This window comes from Winogradskyella sp. (genome assembly GCF_013213975.1).
Classification (GTDB): domain Bacteria; phylum Bacteroidota; class Bacteroidia; order Flavobacteriales; family Flavobacteriaceae; genus Winogradskyella.
The window spans coordinates 23,372-39,995 of record NZ_JABSST010000021.1 but is presented as its reverse complement, the minus strand read 5'-3'; the positions used below and the strand labels follow the sequence as shown (position 1 = coordinate 39,995).

The following is a 16,624-nucleotide window of genomic DNA, read 5'->3' as shown; positions in this document are numbered from 1 at the left end:
AAAACGGTTGACCCTTGGGCTGGAAGTTATTATGTGGAGTGTTTAACACATGATATAGCACAAAAAGCTTGGGCTTTAATAGAAGAGGTTGAAGAACTAGGTGGCATGACTAAAGCTATTGAAGCAGGAATTCCAAAGTTACGTATTGAGGAAGCTGCGGCTCGTAAACAAGCAAGAATTGATTCAGGTCAAGATGTCATTGTTGGTGTTAACAAATATCAACTTGAAGAGGAAGATCCGCTTCATATTCTTGAGGTCGATAACCAGACGGTTCGAAATCAACAAATAGAACGACTCAATCAAATAAAGTCTACAAGAAATAATCAAGACGTGGCTGAAGCGCTATCAAAATTAACCAAAGCTGCTAAGTCAGGAAATGAAAATTTATTAGCTTTAGCCATAGATGCAGCTCGCAAACGTGCTACATTAGGTGAAATTAGTGATGCCTTAGAAGCAGCATTTGGACGTTACAAGGCTAAAATAAAATCCTTCAGCGGTGTGTATAGTAAGGAAATAAAAGACGATAAAAGCTTCAAGAAAGCCCGGAAACTTGCAGATCAATTTGCAGAACAAGATGGTCGTAGACCAAGAATAATGATAGCAAAAATGGGCCAAGATGGTCATGATAGAGGGGCAAAAGTTGTTGCCACTGGTTATGCCGATGTAGGTTTTGATGTAGATATCGGCCCTTTATTTCAAACGCCAAAGGAAGCTGCCAAACAAGCTGTTGAAAATGACGTACATATCTTAGGAGTTTCATCATTAGCCGCAGGTCACAAAACACTAGTTCCTCAAGTTATTGAAGAATTAAGGGCTTATGGTCGCGATGACATTATGGTAATTGTTGGTGGTGTTATTCCAAAACAGGACTATCAATTTCTTTTTGATGCTGGTGCAGTTGCAGTTTTTGGACCTGGTACAAAAATAAGTGATGCTGCCATCCAAATACTCGAAATTTTAATTGATTAGAGCATGGTCCACTCGTTTTAAAAAAAGTTTAACTCCGTGTCATTTTTGCAATGGTTATCTTAGTACAAAATTCTTTGCTATGTCCATCCAATTAAGACAACTGTGTGCCATTTCCTTTTGTGTATTGGTGATAAGTTGTAGTAATAACAACACCGATGAATCTGATGACACAACTTCAGAGATTTGTAATGACGGCATTGATAATGATGGTGATAGCCTGGTAGACTGTCAAGATCTAGATTGCAACGATAATAACACCTGTCAAGAAATATGCAATGATGGCATTGACAATGATGGCGATGGTTTTATTGATTGTTTTGACTTAGAGTGTGAAGACTTCCAAGACTGCCTTATAGAACGTTGCATTGACGGTGAGGATAATGACGGTGATGGCCTTATCGATTGTGATGATCCCGATTGTGATTCTAACCCAAATTGTTCATAATCTTCCTACAAACAATACTAGCTTACCTATTTAGTTAAATAATTGTTATTCTTTCAACTACGAAGAAATAATTTTTAAATTAGAGGAATTTCCTCATACTATTGTATGTATTAAACACAAAAACCATCAATCTCATGAAATCAACATTTATCAAGGTGTTTCAAACACTTTTTGTATGCAGTTTACTCGTTGCATTTACCGCAAATGCTCAAACAAATACCCCAGAACAACAAACGACAGGCGCAGTACCTTTAGACGCTTTACCAATTACACAAGAAGTTAAGATAGGTAAACTCCCTAATGGTCTCACCTATTATATTCAAAATAATGGAAAACCAGAGGACAAAGTAGAATTACGTTTAGCATTAAAAGCAGGTTCTATTGTAGAAACAGAAGACCAAGTTGGCCTCGCCCATTTCATGGAACACATGAATTTCAATGGCACGAAAAACTTCCAAAAAAATGAGCTGGTCGACTACTTGCAAAATATTGGAGTTGAATTTGGGGCAGACTTAAATGCCTATACAGGCTTTGATCAAACAGTTTATATTCTCCCTATTCCAAGCGATGATCCTGAGAAATTAGAAAAAGGCTTCCAAATTTTGCAAGACTGGGCTGGTAATGCCTTACTTACCGCAGAAGATATTGATGACGAGCGTGGAGTTGTTATCGAAGAATATCGTACCCGACTGGGTGCTGCTACACGAATGCAATCAAAATATCTCGATAAGATTGCTTATAAATCAAGATATGCAGAGCGTCTGCCAATCGGTACTAAAGAGAATTTAGAAACGTTTGGATATGAAAGCCTAAGAAACTTTCAAAAAGATTGGTATCGTCCAAATCTTATGGCAGTAATTGCTGTTGGTGATTTAGATGTTGAAACTCTAGAACAAAAGATTATTGCCAATTTTAGCGAACTTAAAAACCCTCAAAATCCTAAACCAAGAGAAGACTACTATTCTGAAAATCATGAAGGCACTTTTGTAGCCATTGAGTGGGATGAAGAAGCTACATCGAGCCAGGTTCAAATATATTATAAAGACAAAGGCAATCCAGAAAAAACGAGAACCATTCAAGATTACCGTGATAATATGGTTGAAGGACTTTTCACTCAAATGATTAACAATCGATTAAATGAATATAGAAATCAACCAAACCCACCTTTCTTATTTGGATTCTCATATCATGGCGGAATTATTGGAAATAAAGAAGCATATCAATCTGTTGCACAAACCAATGAAACTGGACAACTGGAAGCCCTAAAAACATTGCTTGAAGAAAACGAACGTGTAAAGCGTTTTGGATTTAAAGCATCTGAATTAGATCGCGCAAAAAAAGACTACTTAGCAAGACTCGAGCGCAATTTTAAAAATAAAGACAAACGCGAATCAGGTAGAATTGTAAACCTTTACGTATCTAACTTCTTACAGGAAAGTCCAATTCCAAGCATTGAGTGGTCTTACAGTTATGCACAATCAGAATTACCCAAAATTACATTAAGCGAGGTCAACGGTTTAATTACCGACTTCTTACATGACGATAACCGGTTGGTAATTCTTACAGGACCAAAAAAAGAAGGACTTACAAAAGTTTCCGAAAAAGAAGTTATTGATTTGTTAGATGCCGTTAAAAAATCAGATGTTAAAGATTATGAAGACGAAGCAGCAAGAGCTGAAATGATGCCGATTAAACCTGTTAAGGGGAGTGTTATAAGTCAAACTACCAATAATGAAGGTGCAATAACTGAAACCACTACTCTTACCTTGAGTAATGGTGCTAAAATCACTTACAAAAAAACAGATTTTAAAAACGACGAGATTTTACTTGAGGCTTTTAGTTATGGTGGCACCTCATTATATTCAGATGAAGAACTCAAAGAAACTTCAAGTGCCAATGGAGGATTATTTGAAGCTAGTATTGATGGTATTGACAAAAACGAAATGGCTAAAATGACCTCTGGAAAAATTGTTAGTGTTAGGCCATTTATAGGAGGTAACTCCGAAGGATTTAGAGGATCTGCATCACCTAAAGATTTGGAAATGATGTTTCAAATGATTCATCTATATTTTACAAAGTTAGATAAGGATCCTGAGGCCTTTGCATCTTATATAAGTAAGCAAAAAGCATTTTTAGGGAATATCTTATCCAATCCTAATATCGCATTTTCTATTGCGTATGGAGAATTTGTTAATGAAGGTAATCCTAGGTATACTGGCTTTCCAGATGCTGAAGCTTTAGATAATGCTAATTACGATCTGGCTTATCAAAAATATAAAGAACGATTTGCCAATGCTGGGGATTTTCATTTTTACTTCGTGGGTAATGTTGACGAGTCTAAGATTAAAGACTTCGCTGAAACTTATATAGCATCATTACCAAGTACTGGTGAAAAGGAAATGTATAAAGTGCATGATTTTAGACCAAAATCTGGATCACATGAATTTATGTACAACAAAGGTACTGAACCTAAAAGTGCAGTACGTTTAATTTTTAGTGGTGATGCGGACTATAATGAAAAAGAGGCGAGAGCCATGAACATGTTAGGTGACATCTTAAGCATTAAACTCATTGAAAAACTTAGAGAAGAAGAAGGAGGGGTTTATGGTGCAGGCGCCAATGGATTTATTGGTAAAATACCTTATGGTCGTTTTAACTTTAGTATATCCTTCCCTTGTGGTCCAGATAATGCAGAAAAATTAGCCAATGCTTCTATCGCTGAGTTAGAAAAAATTATAACAGATGGTCCTACTGAAATAGACTTAGATAAAGTTAAAAAGGCGCAAATTTTATCAAGAAAAGATAATCTTGAGCAAAATCGTTTTTGGCTTTCTACTATTAAGGATGCAGACTATTCACAAGGAGATTTAAATTCGGTTATTACTTACGAAAAGGATGTTAATGCCGTAGCAGCAAAAGACATCCAAAATGTTGCTAAAAAATACTTAACTAATGGATATATTAAGGCCATTTTGATGCCGGAAGAGTAATTGCTCCGCATACAGAAATACTAAAAGCCGTCTAGAATCTTTGATTTTGGAAGGCTTTTTTTTATGCTATGTTAACAACTTCGATTTTCAAAACCCATAATAAATCGTATTTTTAAACCCTCAACAAACCAAATCAATTAATGGGTAAAATCATTGCTATTGCTAATCAAAAAGGCGGAGTTGGTAAAACCACAACCTCAGTTAATTTAGCTGCTTCCCTAGGTGCACTAGAGAAAAAAGTCCTACTTATAGATGCGGATCCACAAGCCAACGCAAGTTCTGGTCTCGGTATCGATGTTGATGCTGTAGAAATAGGATCATATCAAGTTCTTGAGCATACTACTGTTGCTAAAGAAGCTATTGTAGCTTCTAACGCACCTAATGTTGATGTCATTCCGGCGCATATCGATCTCGTTGCGATTGAAATAGAACTGGTAGATAAAGACGAACGCGAGTACATGCTTAAAAAAGCGATTTCAGAATTAAAATCTGAATATGATTACATTTTAATCGACTGTGCCCCTTCACTTGGCTTATTAACCTTAAATGCGCTTACGGCTTCAGATTCAGTTATGATACCTATACAGTGTGAATATTTTGCACTAGAAGGCCTTGGAAAACTGTTAAATACTATTAAAAGTGTACAGAAGATACACAACGAAGCGTTAGATATTGAAGGCATGCTTCTCACCATGTTCGATTCGCGTTTGCGACTATCAAATCAGGTTGTAGAAGAAGTTCAAAAGCACTTTAGTGAAATGGTTTTTGAAACCATTATCCAACGTAATGTGCGCTTAGGTGAAGCACCAAGTTATGGGGAAAGTATTATTAACTACGATGTAAGTAGTAAGGGTGCCGCAAATTATTTAAGTTTAGCAAAAGAACTTATTAAGAAAAATGAATTTTAATGGCGAAGGCAACTAAAAAACAGGCGTTAGGGCGAGGACTTTCAGCCTTATTGAAAGATCCCGAAAATGATATAAAATCTGCTGATGATAAAAATGCAGATAAGGTTGTTGGTAATATCGTTGAACTTGATATAACGAGTATTGAGGTTAACCCCTTTCAACCTAGAACTAACTTTAATGAAGAATCGCTTAGAGAGTTAGCGTCTTCTATAAGAGAGTTAGGTGTTATTCAGCCTATTACCGTTAGAAAGTTAGCCTTTAATAAATACCAGCTCGTCTCAGGTGAGCGACGTTTTAGAGCGTCCAAGTTAATTGGTCTAGAAACAATTCCTGCTTATATAAGAATTGCTAATGATCAAGAGTCCTTGGAGATGGCTCTAGTAGAAAACATCCAACGTCAAGATCTCGATCCTATTGAAATTGCTTTGTCTTACCAACGTTTAATTGACGAAATTAAACTTACTCAAGAACAAATGAGCGAACGTGTGGGTAAAAAGCGCTCAACGATTGCCAATTATTTAAGACTTTTAAAATTAGATCCTATCATTCAAACAGGGATGCGTGATGGTTTTATCTCAATGGGACATGGTAGAGCTATGGTAAATATTGATAGCCAAATAGATCAACTTGAAGTCTATGAAAAAGTGATCAGCAATAAACTATCTGTGAGGGCAACGGAACAGTTAGTTAAGCATCTAAATACCAATACAGAAACAGCAGTTTCAAATGAACCAACCGAAATTCCCAAATACATTAAAAAGGGAGTTAAAGAATTCTCAGATTATTTTGGGCATAAAATCGATGTCAAATTAGGAAAAAATGGAAGTGGTAAAATCACAATTCCATTCCATTCTGAAGAAGATTTTAATAGGATAAAAAAATTGGTTCAGCGTGCTAAATAAGCGTTCATATTTAGTATTTATCTTTCTTTTGTCATTGCTTTTTTTAACAGGGCAAGAAAAAGAAAATGATAGCACCAGCATTGGCATTGATAAAGAGCTGGTGGTTGTTGAAGACTTGAATATTGAACGGAAACCAATTGATCCTTTACGTCCATCTAAAGCTGCATTTTACTCAGCAATTCTTCCAGGTGCTGGACAAGCTTACAATAAAAAATATTGGAAGATTCCCATTGTTTGGGGTGCTATAGGCACTGGAATATACTTTTATGTTAGAAACGATAAACAATTTGATCGATATAGAAATGCTTATAAAAGACGATTGGCTGGGTTTACGGACGACGAATTCTCTGATGCTGACGGCAATCCCCTTATTTCTAATGATGGTTTAATTCGAGCGCAACAACAATTTAGAAGGAATAAGGAAGTCTCTCTATTGGTAACTATAGGATTATACGCTCTTAACATTATTGACGCCAATGTCGATGCACATTTATTGCAATTTAATGTTGATGAAAACCTATCCCTTAGTCCACATTACCAATACAACCAAATGGAAAATTCGTCCGATTTGGGCTTAACACTTAATTTTAAATTTTAAAATGAAAATAGCTTTACTAGGTTATGGCAGAATGGGTAAAAGTATTGAGGCTATTGCTAAAGAGCGCAATCACAGTATTAGTTTAAAGATAGCAGATGCGTCAGATAGTTTTGATTTCTCTAATACTGATGTCGCTATTGACTTTAGTATACCAGATGCTGCAGTAACTAATATAAAAAAGGCCTTGGATGCACATATTCCTATTATTTCTGGAACAACAGGATGGTTAGATCACTATAAGGAAGTCGTAGACTATTGCAAATCTAAAAATGGAACCTTTTTGTACGCTTCAAACTTTAGTCTTGGAGTCAATATCTTTTTCGAAATCAATAAAAAGCTTAGTGCATTAATGGCTAATATATCTGGTTATACAACTGATATTGAAGAGATTCATCATACAAAAAAACTCGATGCACCAAGTGGCACGGCAATTACTTTAGCCGAACAAATTATTGCAAACACCAATTATAGCCATTGGGCACTGGATAAGGCTAATAGTGATACGATTAAAATTGAAGCAAAACGCCTTCCTGATATTCCAGGCACCCATGAAATAACGTATGCATCCGACATAGATACCATAAGTATTAAACATATTGCGCATAACAGACAAGGGTTTGCTTTAGGTGCTGTTATTGCAGCAGAATGGATAAAAGATAAAAAAGGCATTTTTACTATGAAAGATGTGTTAAACATTGGTTAATTTGCCAAATATTTGAAACAAATTAAAATACTTTACAACCAACTAGACTAAACATAGCATCATGACTTGGACACAGTGGTTTATCTTCTTTATAATCATACAAATAATACATGGCTTAGGCACATGGAAACTATACGTTAAAGCTGGTCGACAGGCTTGGGAAGCTTTTGTTCCAATTTATAACGCTTGGGTTTTAATGCAAATAATAACGCGACCATGGTGGTGGATTATCCTAATGTTTTTACCAATTGTAAATCTAATTATGATTCCAGCAGTATGGGTTGAAACAGCAAGAACCTTTGGAAAAGACACCAAACGTGATGCCCTAATTTGTATCATTACTCTAGGGTTTTATCTCTACTATTTAAATTATGTGGAGGATGTTCAGTTTGTAGAAAACAGGCAATTGAAGCCAAAGACATCGGCAGGAGAATGGATTACCTCTATTCTATTTGCAATAGTAGCTGCAACCATTGTACATACCTATTTCTTTCAACCTTTTGTTATTCCATCGTCGTCTTTAGAAAAATCCCTTTTAGTTGGGGACTTCTTAATCGTGAGTAAGATTCATTATGGAGCAAGAACACCGATGACTACGGTTGCTACCCCAATGGTGCATGATACCATTCCAGTAATAAAAAAGAAATCTTATTTATTTAGTGATAATTTCGAGGAAAGAAACACCGCTTTAATTAATAAACTACAATTACCCTATTTTAGACTACCTGGATTTGAAAACGTAGAACGTAATGATATTGTTGTGTTTAATCAACCTGCAGACACATTACTGGATATGAACAAGTTTACTCCAGATCGTAACTACTACAAGCCTATTGATAAGAAAACAAACCTTGTTAAACGCTGTGTAGGTTTACCCGGAGATACCTTAGAATTGAGAAATGGTTATGTATTTATTAATGGAGTGCAAAACAAATTACCACCAAGATCGCATCTACAGTTTTCTTATCGTTTAACACTCAAAAAACCAATAAGTACTTCTGGTGAAGAACGTTTGTTTTACAACATGCTTGATAAGGCAGATATAGATGATGGATTTAGATACAATCCAAATGATGGGTCATTTTATTTACCTGCAGCTTCGGACAAAGCTGTAAATTTATTGAAGGTACAACCGAATGTTGCGAGTATCGAACGTATTAACCGACAACCAGGAGAAGCGGATGATGTTTTCCCAAGAGATCCTAACTATAAATGGAATATGGATCATTTTGGTCCATTATGGATACCAAAAGAAGGCGCTACAGTTCAGCTGAATATCGAAAATATATCATTGTACAAGCGTGCTATTGGTGAATACGAAGGCAATGAAGTTGTAACACGAGGTAATCAAATTTTTATTAATGACGAGCCTGCAACCTCATACACCTTTAAACAAGATTATTATTGGATGATGGGTGATAACCGACATAATTCCGTTGATGCAAGAGCCTGGGGCTTTGTGCCATATGACCATATTTTTGGGAAACCAGTCTTTATCTGGATGAGCATTGATGGACTCATGGACGGCATTAAAAACTGGGAATTCCGCTGGGACCGAATTTTTACAACAGTTAGTGGTAATGGTAATAGAACATCCTATTTTATTCCATTTCTAGCCGTTATATTAGGTCTCTATGGTTTTAGTAAATGGAGAAAAAAGAAAAAGGCTAAATCATAGACTTTAAATTGCTGTATGGATAGTCTTTTATATCCTACCTATTTCCCTAACATAACACATTTCGCAGTGATGGTTCAATCTGATGCTTTTTGGTTTGAGGTCAGCGATAATTACCAAAAGCAATGCTTTAGAAATAGAACTGAAATTTATGGAGCCAATGGTAAATTAGCCTTAACTGTGCCTGTGAGCTATACTCAGAATAATAGACAACTATATAAGGACGTTAAGATTGCAAATAACAATAACTGGCAACAACTGCATCTTAAGTCATTACAATCAGCCTACAGTATGTCACCCTTCTTCGAGTTTTATATTGACGATTTAATGCCAATTTTTGAAAAAAGGTTTGACTTTATAATGGATTTAAATCTCCAATGTTTTGAGCTATTGAATGAGTCATTGCAATTAGATTTAAAGCCGCAATTCACTGAAAAATTTGATCAGAATCCAAAGGGCATGAGAGACTTTCGGTCAATGGTTCAAAGAAACTATTCCATGAACGATTTGAATTCTTACGTGCAAGTGTTTACCGAAAAACATGGCTTCATGTCTAACTTAAGCATATTAGATCTTTTATTTAATCAAGGACCAAGTTCTAGTCTTTACCTCAATACACTGAAAATAAATAGTAATGCTTAAGTTCATTATACATTATGGACTACATTTTGGTTTACCGCTATTAATAGCCTTAGTATGGTATAGACACAATTGGCTCAAAACTTATCTGATAATGTTATTAGCCTTTATCATTGATTTAGACCATCTTTTAGCCAACCCAATATTTGATCCCAACCGTTGCAGTATAAATTATCATCCGCTACACTCTGACTTCGCCATAATAATCTATGTATTGCTTTTGTTTCCTAAACAAACAAGACTTATTGGACTTGGACTTTTAGCACATATAGTAGCGGATTCAGCAGATTGTATATTAATCTAAGCTAAGGGTAGCTACTACAGGATAGTGATCTGATAATTTTATATCGTTATACGTTTTAAATCCGTTGACTTGGAATTCCTTATCAGCTAGAACAAAATCGATTCTCATTGGAAAATACTTAAACTCAAACGTTTTGCCAAAGCCAGAACCTGCTTCAGCAAACGTATCAATGAGATCATCGCCTGTAATTTGATCAAAAGTGTAAGAATAGGCAGTATTATTAAAATCGCCAGTTACAATTACCTTATATGGACATTGTGATTTATGTTTTTTAAATAGTTCTACCTGTTCCTGCTGCGCTTTAAACATTCTACCCACTCGCTTAAACAAACTACCTGATGTTCGCGTACTAATTTCCTCATGCTCTGTATTTATTCTAGCAGATTGTAAATGCATGTTATAAACTCTAATCGTGTCCTTTTGTTTTACAATATCTGCAAAAATTGCATTATTGTTAGTATTCTGAAATTCAAGAGAGCCAGAATTAATAATGGGAAACTTCGAATAAATAACTTGACCTCCTCGAGTTTCTTTAGTGTATGTAGCATTAAAATTATAGTAACCGTCAAGCTTAACTGGATTTCCTCGTCGGTACTCTTGCAAACAAACTATTTCAGGAGACTCTGTCTGAATAAGCTTAACTATATCTTCTTTAATTGTTTCACTCGGCAACCATTTATACTCGTTAAATAATCTAACATTAAATGACAATACAGACATACTTTCGTTATTAGACGTTGGTTCGCTCGATGAGAATTTATAGAGTGAGCCTACATGATTCCAACCTAAAGCTAGAACAAATAGAGACAGTAAGAGTTGTTTTCTAAGTCGTAATACCCAATACACAAAAAAGAAAGCATTAATTATGATTAATAAAGGTACGCTCAAACTTAAAACCGACAACGAAGAAAAGCTCTTAGGAGGTATATAAGGCAATATGTATGAAATTAATAACAGGAATGCTGCCAAGGAGTTGACAAAAAACACAAGGCTTCCAAAAAACTTCATTTTTTTCATAATCGCTTAATCCTCCTTACTCGCATCAAACAAAAAAGCCTTTTCTTTTGCAGATAAACTATCATAACCGCTCTTACTTATCTTATCTAAAATAGCATCTATCTTTTTCTGCTTTTCATCTTTTACAGAAGGTTTTGGTTTACTTGTTCTTACTGCGTTACGATGTACAGTTTTCAAAGAAGATTTTGGCTTAAACCACCCCATGAATGAATCCATAGTCCTTTCAAAACCTAGACCAATGTCTTTACCCTTCTTTAATTGTGTTGCATAATAATAACCCAATAAATAGCCTCCGAGATGTGCAATATATCCGCCTTGATTAATCCCAAGTAATATCCTAAATACGTCCATAGCCACAAAGAATAACGCAATATGCATCCACTTTACATTGAACATATTGATTAAGCGAATCTGCGAATCTGGCATGTAAATGGCAACAAACATTAACAAGGCACTGACACCGGCAGATGCCCCAACCATAACTCCATTTCTGGTACCGAAAAAATTTCCAGGAATAATATTAGAAACGGCCAAATAGGCTAATCCACCCGAGATAATACCAAGCAAATAAATATTAAGAACCATCTTAGTCCTAAAAAGATTAGAGGCTGTACGAGAAAGGTAAAACAGAAACAACATATTAAATAACAAGTGAAATAGACCAGAATGTAAAAAGCCATACGTCAATAGCGACCATGGTTGCCAGATAAAATCGTCAAAACCAGAAGGTATAACAAAGTACTTTACAATATTCAGTCTAAAAAGGCTGGAAAAGATAAGATCAAGAGCAAATACAATAACATTAACCGTGATGATTTTTCCAAAAACATCGAGTAGATTGTATCTATATTTTAGTCTTTCTATAGTTGTCATTTAGTTCCAACGGTATTTATCACGTTCATTCTTTTTCCAGAAATACATTAATAGAAAACCTGTTAGTGCTCCACCTACGTGAGCCATAAAAGCTGTATTACTTGGACTAAATATGGCTTGCCCTGTTAAACCAGAAAATAAGTCTAAAGCAATGATAGCAGGAATAAAGTATTTAGCCTTAATTGGAATCGGTAAGAAAATAAGCATCAACTTAGATTCTGGAAACAACATACCAAAAGCCACAAGCACACCCATAATTGCTCCAGAAGCACCAACCATAGGCACAATATAAGAGGCCGCAAAAGTTTGAGCATCTTCTAAACTACCCAGCACATTGGCCCAATTTGGATCGTATTGTCCATTAGATAGTAAATTAATAATGGTACTTTCAGAAACACCAGACTCTACTAAGGCAATAAGTCCTGTATTATATTGATAATAGGAAAACGCAATTTGAATGAATGCTGCACCAAAACCAGATAAAAGATAAAAAGTTAAGAACTTTTTCCAACCAAATACTTGCTCAACGGCAGTCCCAAACATCCATAAAGCAAACATATTAAATAAAATATGCGCAAAAGTTTGACTGCTATGCATAAACATGTGCGTTAACACCTGCCATGGTTGAAATAATGGATTTTTTGGAAAATGCAAAGCAAACCAAGTAGAAAATGGTTCGCCTTGATGACCAACAGTCATCATTCCGATATACATGATTACATTTATAATCAATAAGTGTTTTACTGCATCTGTGATCCCTTGCCTCATAACTTATATAAATTTCTTTTCTATTGACCTTGCATCCATAGTTATAAACGTTGGTCGATTGGTTGGTGAAACACTTGGTTCCTTGCAGGCAAACAAACTATTAACAAGATGCTCCTGCTCCTGTGAATTAAGTTGTTGCCCATTCTTAATGGCAAGACTCTTTGCCATTGATTTAGCCAATAAATCAGCAGTACTAAAACTCGCATCAGGCACATTGGTCTCAACATCACTAAGCAATTGTTCAATAATTATTGACACTTCACTTTCTGGTACTTCAACAGGTACACCTGTTACTATTAAAGTTTCTTCTCTAATTTCAGAAAATACAAAACCTGCATGCTCTAAATCTGTCTGCATGTGTTTAATAATTAGACATTCATTAGGTGTAATGCTCAATTCAAGTGGAAACAATAGCTGCTGACTCGTGGCCTCTTTAACGGTAATAAGCTTCAAAAAGTTTTCATACAAGATACGCTGGTGCGCACGACTTTGATCAATGATTAGCATACCAGATTTTAAAGTACTGACAATGTACTTATTTTGCAGTTGAAAAGTGGTCTTATTCGATGCGATAGCATCATCTGAAAACAAAGTTGCGGTTTCAGGATTACTTTCGAATGTAACCTCAGCAAAATCGTTAGAAGCGTTATTGCCCTTAGATTCTAATCCCACATACAAACTCTCCCAATTAGCAGCCGGAGCCTTTTTATAGTCTGATTTAAACGCAGTAGATTTCGATGAAGACTGGTCACTAGAAAATGGATTAAAACTGCGATCGACCTCAATTGTCGGTGCTTTTCCTACTTTATCTTTGTAGTTGTATGGTGTATTTAGTTGACTCTGATGCTCAAAATCAAGTATTGGAGCAATATTAAACTGTCCAAGACTATGCTTTACTGCTGAACGAAGTATAGCATACAAGGTATGCTCATCATCAAATTTTATTTCAGTCTTAGTAGGATGGATATTAATATCAATAGTTTTAGGATCAACTGCGAGGTTTAAAAAATAACTTGCATGATAGCCATCTTTCAGTAACCCTTCAAATGCCGCACTAATAGCATGGTTGAGATAGGCACTCTTAATGAAACGTTGATTAACAAAGAAGAATTGTTCTGATCGTGTTTTTTTTGCATATTCTGGTTTACCAACAAATCCAGATATTTTGAGCACTTCTGTATCTTCATCAACAGGCACTAACTTTTCATTGGTTTTACTTCCAAAAATATGAACAACACGCTGTCTATAATTTTCACTCGGCAAATTAAATAATTCACTCCCATTATGGTAAAAAGCGAATGCCAAGTTAGGATGTGCAAGCGCTACACGATGAAATTCGTCTGTTATATGTCTTAATTCAACGGTATCCGATTTTAAAAAATTTCGTCTTGCTGGTATATTAAAAAATAAGTTTTTTACTGAAACAGAGGTTCCTGTTGGCGTTACAGACACCTCTTGCGATTTTACTTTACTCCCTTCGATCTCAATGGCAGTACCAAGTTCATCTTCAGGACGCTTAGTCTTAAGTTCTACATGGGCAATTGCTGCAATACTTGCTAGCGCTTCACCTCTAAACCCTTTGGTTTGTAAGTGAAATAAATCTTCTGCTGATCTGATTTTTGACGTGGCATGACGCTCAAAACTCAAACGCGCATCAGTAACACTCATACCCTTACCATTATCAATAACCTGAACTAGTGTTTTACCAGCATCTTTAATAATAAGTTTAACTTCTGTGGATCCAGCATCAATGGCATTTTCTAAAAGTTCTTTAACTACAGAAGCAGGACGCTGTACCACTTCACCAGCTGCAATTTGGTTGGCAACATGGTCTGGTAAAAGTTGAATAATATCTGTCATTAGCTATTAGGAAAGAATATGGATAAATCGAAACCAATAACTGCCAGAAAAAGAAAAATTAAAATAGCTGCAATTATAAAAACTCGCTTATTAACACGTTCGTCTCGTTGATTTTGATATTCGTCGAGTGCTGCATTCCACTTCCCTTTAATGCCTTTAGGCGGATTAACTGTTTTTCTAAAATCATCGAATTTGTGTTTTAACTCGTAAGGACTTCCGTCACCTTTATAGTATCGTGGCTTATAATTGTACTTCCTGTTTTTTTTCAATTTCATTATTCCCATAATATCCTTAATTTATATATCCTTCAAGAATATACATTAACACAAAGAGAAAAATTAGCATTATCAATAAAGCCGGTAATGAAAATAATTTACTTCCTCTTCTCTTAGAAATGCCTTTGATTTCACCCCACTTACTCTCCATGTCAGGGTTCGCCTTTAGATTTTCAGAATCCTGAAAACGAGGCTTATAGCTGAAGCGTTTATTTTTTCTTTGACTAAACAAACCGACTCATAAAATAGTACATCATTATCTCAAATGTACTTAATTTACAAGGAAAACTCCCTTAAGGATTCCTTAAAATTATTAACAAAAAAGATGCCAGAATAATGTTGTTACGAATTGACTAAAGCCAAACCATTATTTGGTTTGCTTTCTAAGTGTTGCCATTTTTATGGCTGTTACCGCGGCTTCAGTTCCTTTATTACCGTGTTTGCCCCCAGATCGGTCTACAGATTGCTGTCTGTTATTATCCGTTAATACACAGAATATCACAGGAATATCACCATTAAGATTCAAATCTTTTATGCCTTGAGTTACCCCTTCACAAACAAAATCAAAATGCTTGGTTTCTCCTTGAATTACACAACCAATTACAATGATAGCGTCTAGCATTCCAGAATCGGCATAAATACTTTTAGACATTCTGGCAGCACCATAGGTCAATTCAAAAGTACCTGGAACATTCCACCGAACGATATTTTCTTTTAAAGCACCACAATCAATTAGGGCATCAAAAGCTCCTTGCCAGAGCCCTTCAGTAATCTCAGTATTCCATTCTGAAACAACAATCCCAAACCGAAAATCTTTCGCGTTTGGGATTGTAGCTTTATCGTAGTTTGATAAATTATGATTTGCCGTTGCCATTATTACAATTTAGCTTCAACCATACCTATCAATACCTCTACCTGACTTGCCTCAGTTGAGGAACTAAATTCAGATTCAATTCGTTTTAAATAATCTAATGCCTTTTGATTTTCTTCTAATCGAATAGCAATTCTCGCAGCTTTCATTAAATACATTGGTGTTGTATAATCATTACGATTAGCGCTAACCGCTTTCTCATAATACTCAAGGCCTTCTGCATATTGTTCTAATTGTACAAAGGCATCACCTATTGCACCAGTTGCAACTGGACCTTGAATTGAAGCATCACTATCAAAATTTCCTAAATACGTAATCGCGTTTTGGTAGTCTTTAAGATTAAGATATGCCATTCCAGCATAGTAGTTAGCTAAATTGGCAGCTGGTGTACCACCATACTGATCTATAATATCTAACATACCATATTTACCTTCACCACCATTTAAAGACATGGTGTATAACGAGTCTGATGCTACTCCAGAGACAGCCTCTTCAAAATACTTCTTAGCCTGGTACATCTCATTCATAGCTTCTTTTTGATTTGGCTCAGCTATAAACTTATCGTATCCTAAATATCCTAAAACAACCAAAGCAATAGCTCCGATTGCACCAATTATATAGTTTTGATTATTTACAAACCACTCTTCTGTCTTAGAAGCTCCTTCATCAAGCGTATTAAACACCTCTGCTGTTGCCGAGTTTTCCTCGACTACAACTTCCTTCTCTTTTTTTGTTTTTGGTTTGTAGCCTCTTTTCTTATACGTTGCCATATCTTGTCTATTATTGCGTGCGCAAAAATAAAATTTTTATTGGGATTTAAAAGCCTA

General features: G+C 35.5%; 17 protein-coding genes. 10 read left to right on the top strand and 7 right to left on the bottom strand.

The genetic code is table 11. From position 1 onward, the window contains the following. The 10 genes from HRU49_RS04610 to HRU49_RS04565 all read left to right on the top strand — a co-directional run. Positions 1 to 969 (top strand): methylmalonyl-CoA mutase family protein (locus HRU49_RS04610; RefSeq protein ID WP_296354630.1); only part of this gene is annotated, 969 nt, incomplete at its 5' end. 79 nt (positions 970 to 1,048) lie between these two features. Beyond that, positions 1,049 to 1,414 (top strand): hypothetical protein, encoded by a 366-nt coding sequence (locus HRU49_RS04605; protein ID WP_296354628.1) that lies wholly within the window; start codon positions 1,049 to 1,051, stop codon positions 1,412 to 1,414. 134 nt (positions 1,415 to 1,548) lie between these two features. Continuing rightward, positions 1,549 to 4,404 (top strand): insulinase family protein, encoded by a 2,856-nt coding sequence (locus tag HRU49_RS04600; protein WP_296354627.1) that lies wholly within the window; start codon positions 1,549 to 1,551, stop codon positions 4,402 to 4,404. Between the two features lie 140 nt (positions 4,405 to 4,544). Continuing rightward, complete coding sequence (locus HRU49_RS04595; protein ID WP_296354625.1) at positions 4,545 to 5,312, top strand: AAA family ATPase; 768 nt, start codon at positions 4,545 to 4,547, stop codon at positions 5,310 to 5,312. Continuing rightward, positions 5,312 to 6,214: a ParB/RepB/Spo0J family partition protein gene (locus HRU49_RS04590; protein ID WP_296354623.1), complete on the top strand. Its 903-nt coding sequence runs from the start codon at positions 5,312 to 5,314 to the stop codon at positions 6,212 to 6,214. Before HRU49_RS04595 ends, HRU49_RS04590 begins: the two co-directional genes overlap by 1 nt. Before the next feature lie 34 nt (positions 6,215 to 6,248). Next, positions 6,249 to 6,812: a DUF5683 domain-containing protein gene (locus tag HRU49_RS04585; protein WP_296354621.1), complete on the top strand. Its 564-nt coding sequence runs from the start codon at positions 6,249 to 6,251 to the stop codon at positions 6,810 to 6,812. Position 6,813: 1 nt separating this feature from the next. Next, positions 6,814 to 7,515: a 4-hydroxy-tetrahydrodipicolinate reductase gene (dapB, locus tag HRU49_RS04580; RefSeq protein ID WP_296354619.1), complete on the top strand. Its 702-nt coding sequence runs from the start codon at positions 6,814 to 6,816 to the stop codon at positions 7,513 to 7,515. A 61-nt stretch (positions 7,516 to 7,576) separates the two neighbouring features. Then, on the top strand, positions 7,577 to 9,193 hold the full coding sequence (lepB, locus tag HRU49_RS04575) for a signal peptidase I (protein WP_296354617.1): 1,617 nt from the start codon (positions 7,577 to 7,579) through the stop codon (positions 9,191 to 9,193). Positions 9,194 to 9,208: 15 nt separating this feature from the next. Further along, positions 9,209 to 9,832 (top strand): WbqC family protein, encoded by a 624-nt coding sequence (locus tag HRU49_RS04570; RefSeq protein WP_296354615.1) that lies wholly within the window; start codon positions 9,209 to 9,211, stop codon positions 9,830 to 9,832. Continuing rightward, entirely contained in the window at positions 9,825 to 10,133 is a 309-nt protein-coding gene (locus HRU49_RS04565) for a DUF6122 family protein (RefSeq protein WP_296354613.1), read from the top strand. Before HRU49_RS04570 ends, HRU49_RS04565 begins: the two co-directional genes overlap by 8 nt. On the opposite strand, the gene HRU49_RS04560 is transcribed toward HRU49_RS04565, so the two are convergent. The 7 genes from HRU49_RS04560 to HRU49_RS04530 all read right to left on the bottom strand — a co-directional run bounded on the left by HRU49_RS04560 (position 10,125) and on the right by HRU49_RS04530 (position 16,567). Next, entirely contained in the window at positions 10,125 to 11,150 is a 1,026-nt protein-coding gene (locus HRU49_RS04560; protein WP_296354611.1) for an endonuclease/exonuclease/phosphatase family protein, read from the bottom strand. The two genes, HRU49_RS04565 and HRU49_RS04560, sit on opposite strands and share 9 nt — an antisense overlap. 6 nt (positions 11,151 to 11,156) lie before the next feature. Next, positions 11,157 to 12,023, bottom strand: a complete 867-nt coding sequence (locus tag HRU49_RS04555; RefSeq protein WP_296354609.1) for a rhomboid family intramembrane serine protease — start codon at positions 12,021 to 12,023, stop codon at positions 11,157 to 11,159. Continuing rightward, on the bottom strand, positions 12,024 to 12,791 hold the full coding sequence (locus tag HRU49_RS04550) for a rhomboid family intramembrane serine protease (RefSeq protein ID WP_296354607.1): 768 nt from the start codon (positions 12,789 to 12,791) through the stop codon (positions 12,024 to 12,026). 3 nt (positions 12,792 to 12,794) lie between these two features. Beyond that, a complete protein-coding gene (mutL, locus tag HRU49_RS04545; RefSeq protein WP_296354605.1) occupies positions 12,795 to 14,651 on the bottom strand; it encodes a DNA mismatch repair endonuclease MutL in 1,857 nt (618 codons plus the stop codon). Next, positions 14,651 to 14,926 (bottom strand): riboflavin synthase subunit beta, encoded by a 276-nt coding sequence (locus tag HRU49_RS04540; RefSeq protein ID WP_363146275.1) that lies wholly within the window; start codon positions 14,924 to 14,926, stop codon positions 14,651 to 14,653. Before HRU49_RS04540 ends, mutL begins: the two co-directional genes overlap by 1 nt. A gap of 367 nt (positions 14,927 to 15,293) precedes the next feature. Beyond that, on the bottom strand, positions 15,294 to 15,800 hold the full coding sequence (ribH, locus tag HRU49_RS04535) for a 6,7-dimethyl-8-ribityllumazine synthase (RefSeq protein WP_296354600.1): 507 nt from the start codon (positions 15,798 to 15,800) through the stop codon (positions 15,294 to 15,296). Between the two features lie 2 nt (positions 15,801 to 15,802). Further along, the gene (locus tag HRU49_RS04530) at positions 15,803 to 16,567 is read right to left on the bottom strand and encodes a tetratricopeptide repeat protein (RefSeq protein ID WP_296354598.1); all 765 of its coding nucleotides are present in this window, start codon (positions 16,565 to 16,567) and stop codon (positions 15,803 to 15,805) included. Positions 16,568 to 16,624: the final 57 nt, after the last annotated feature.

What these genes read in the sequence shown, in the direction of transcription:
- HRU49_RS04550 (WP_296354607.1), bottom strand. Translation starts at nt 12,791, where the DNA reads ATGAGGCAAGGGATCACAGATGCAGTAAAACACTTATTGATTATAAAT.
- ribH (WP_296354600.1), bottom strand. Translation starts at nt 15,800, where the DNA reads ATGGCAACGGCAAATCATAATTTATCAAACTACGATAAAGCTACAATC.
- HRU49_RS04605 (WP_296354628.1), top strand. Translation starts at nt 1,049, where the DNA reads ATGTCCATCCAATTAAGACAACTGTGTGCCATTTCCTTTTGTGTATTG.
- HRU49_RS04565 (WP_296354613.1), top strand. Translation starts at nt 9,825, where the DNA reads ATGCTTAAGTTCATTATACATTATGGACTACATTTTGGTTTACCGCTA.
- HRU49_RS04595 (WP_296354625.1), top strand. Translation starts at nt 4,545, where the DNA reads ATGGGTAAAATCATTGCTATTGCTAATCAAAAAGGCGGAGTTGGTAAA.
- HRU49_RS04540 (WP_363146275.1), bottom strand. Translation starts at nt 14,926, where the DNA reads ATGAAATTGAAAAAAAACAGGAAGTACAATTATAAGCCACGATACTAT.
- HRU49_RS04560 (WP_296354611.1), bottom strand. Translation starts at nt 11,150, where the DNA reads ATGAAAAAAATGAAGTTTTTTGGAAGCCTTGTGTTTTTTGTCAACTCC.
- mutL (WP_296354605.1), bottom strand. Translation starts at nt 14,651, where the DNA reads ATGACAGATATTATTCAACTTTTACCAGACCATGTTGCCAACCAAATT.
- HRU49_RS04600 (WP_296354627.1), top strand. Translation starts at nt 1,549, where the DNA reads ATGAAATCAACATTTATCAAGGTGTTTCAAACACTTTTTGTATGCAGT.
- HRU49_RS04590 (WP_296354623.1), top strand. Translation starts at nt 5,312, where the DNA reads ATGGCGAAGGCAACTAAAAAACAGGCGTTAGGGCGAGGACTTTCAGCC.
- HRU49_RS04570 (WP_296354615.1), top strand. Translation starts at nt 9,209, where the DNA reads ATGGATAGTCTTTTATATCCTACCTATTTCCCTAACATAACACATTTC.
- lepB (WP_296354617.1), top strand. Translation starts at nt 7,577, where the DNA reads ATGACTTGGACACAGTGGTTTATCTTCTTTATAATCATACAAATAATA.
- HRU49_RS04530 (WP_296354598.1), bottom strand. Translation starts at nt 16,567, where the DNA reads ATGGCAACGTATAAGAAAAGAGGCTACAAACCAAAAACAAAAAAAGAG.
- dapB (WP_296354619.1), top strand. Translation starts at nt 6,814, where the DNA reads ATGAAAATAGCTTTACTAGGTTATGGCAGAATGGGTAAAAGTATTGAG.
- HRU49_RS04555 (WP_296354609.1), bottom strand. Translation starts at nt 12,023, where the DNA reads ATGACAACTATAGAAAGACTAAAATATAGATACAATCTACTCGATGTT.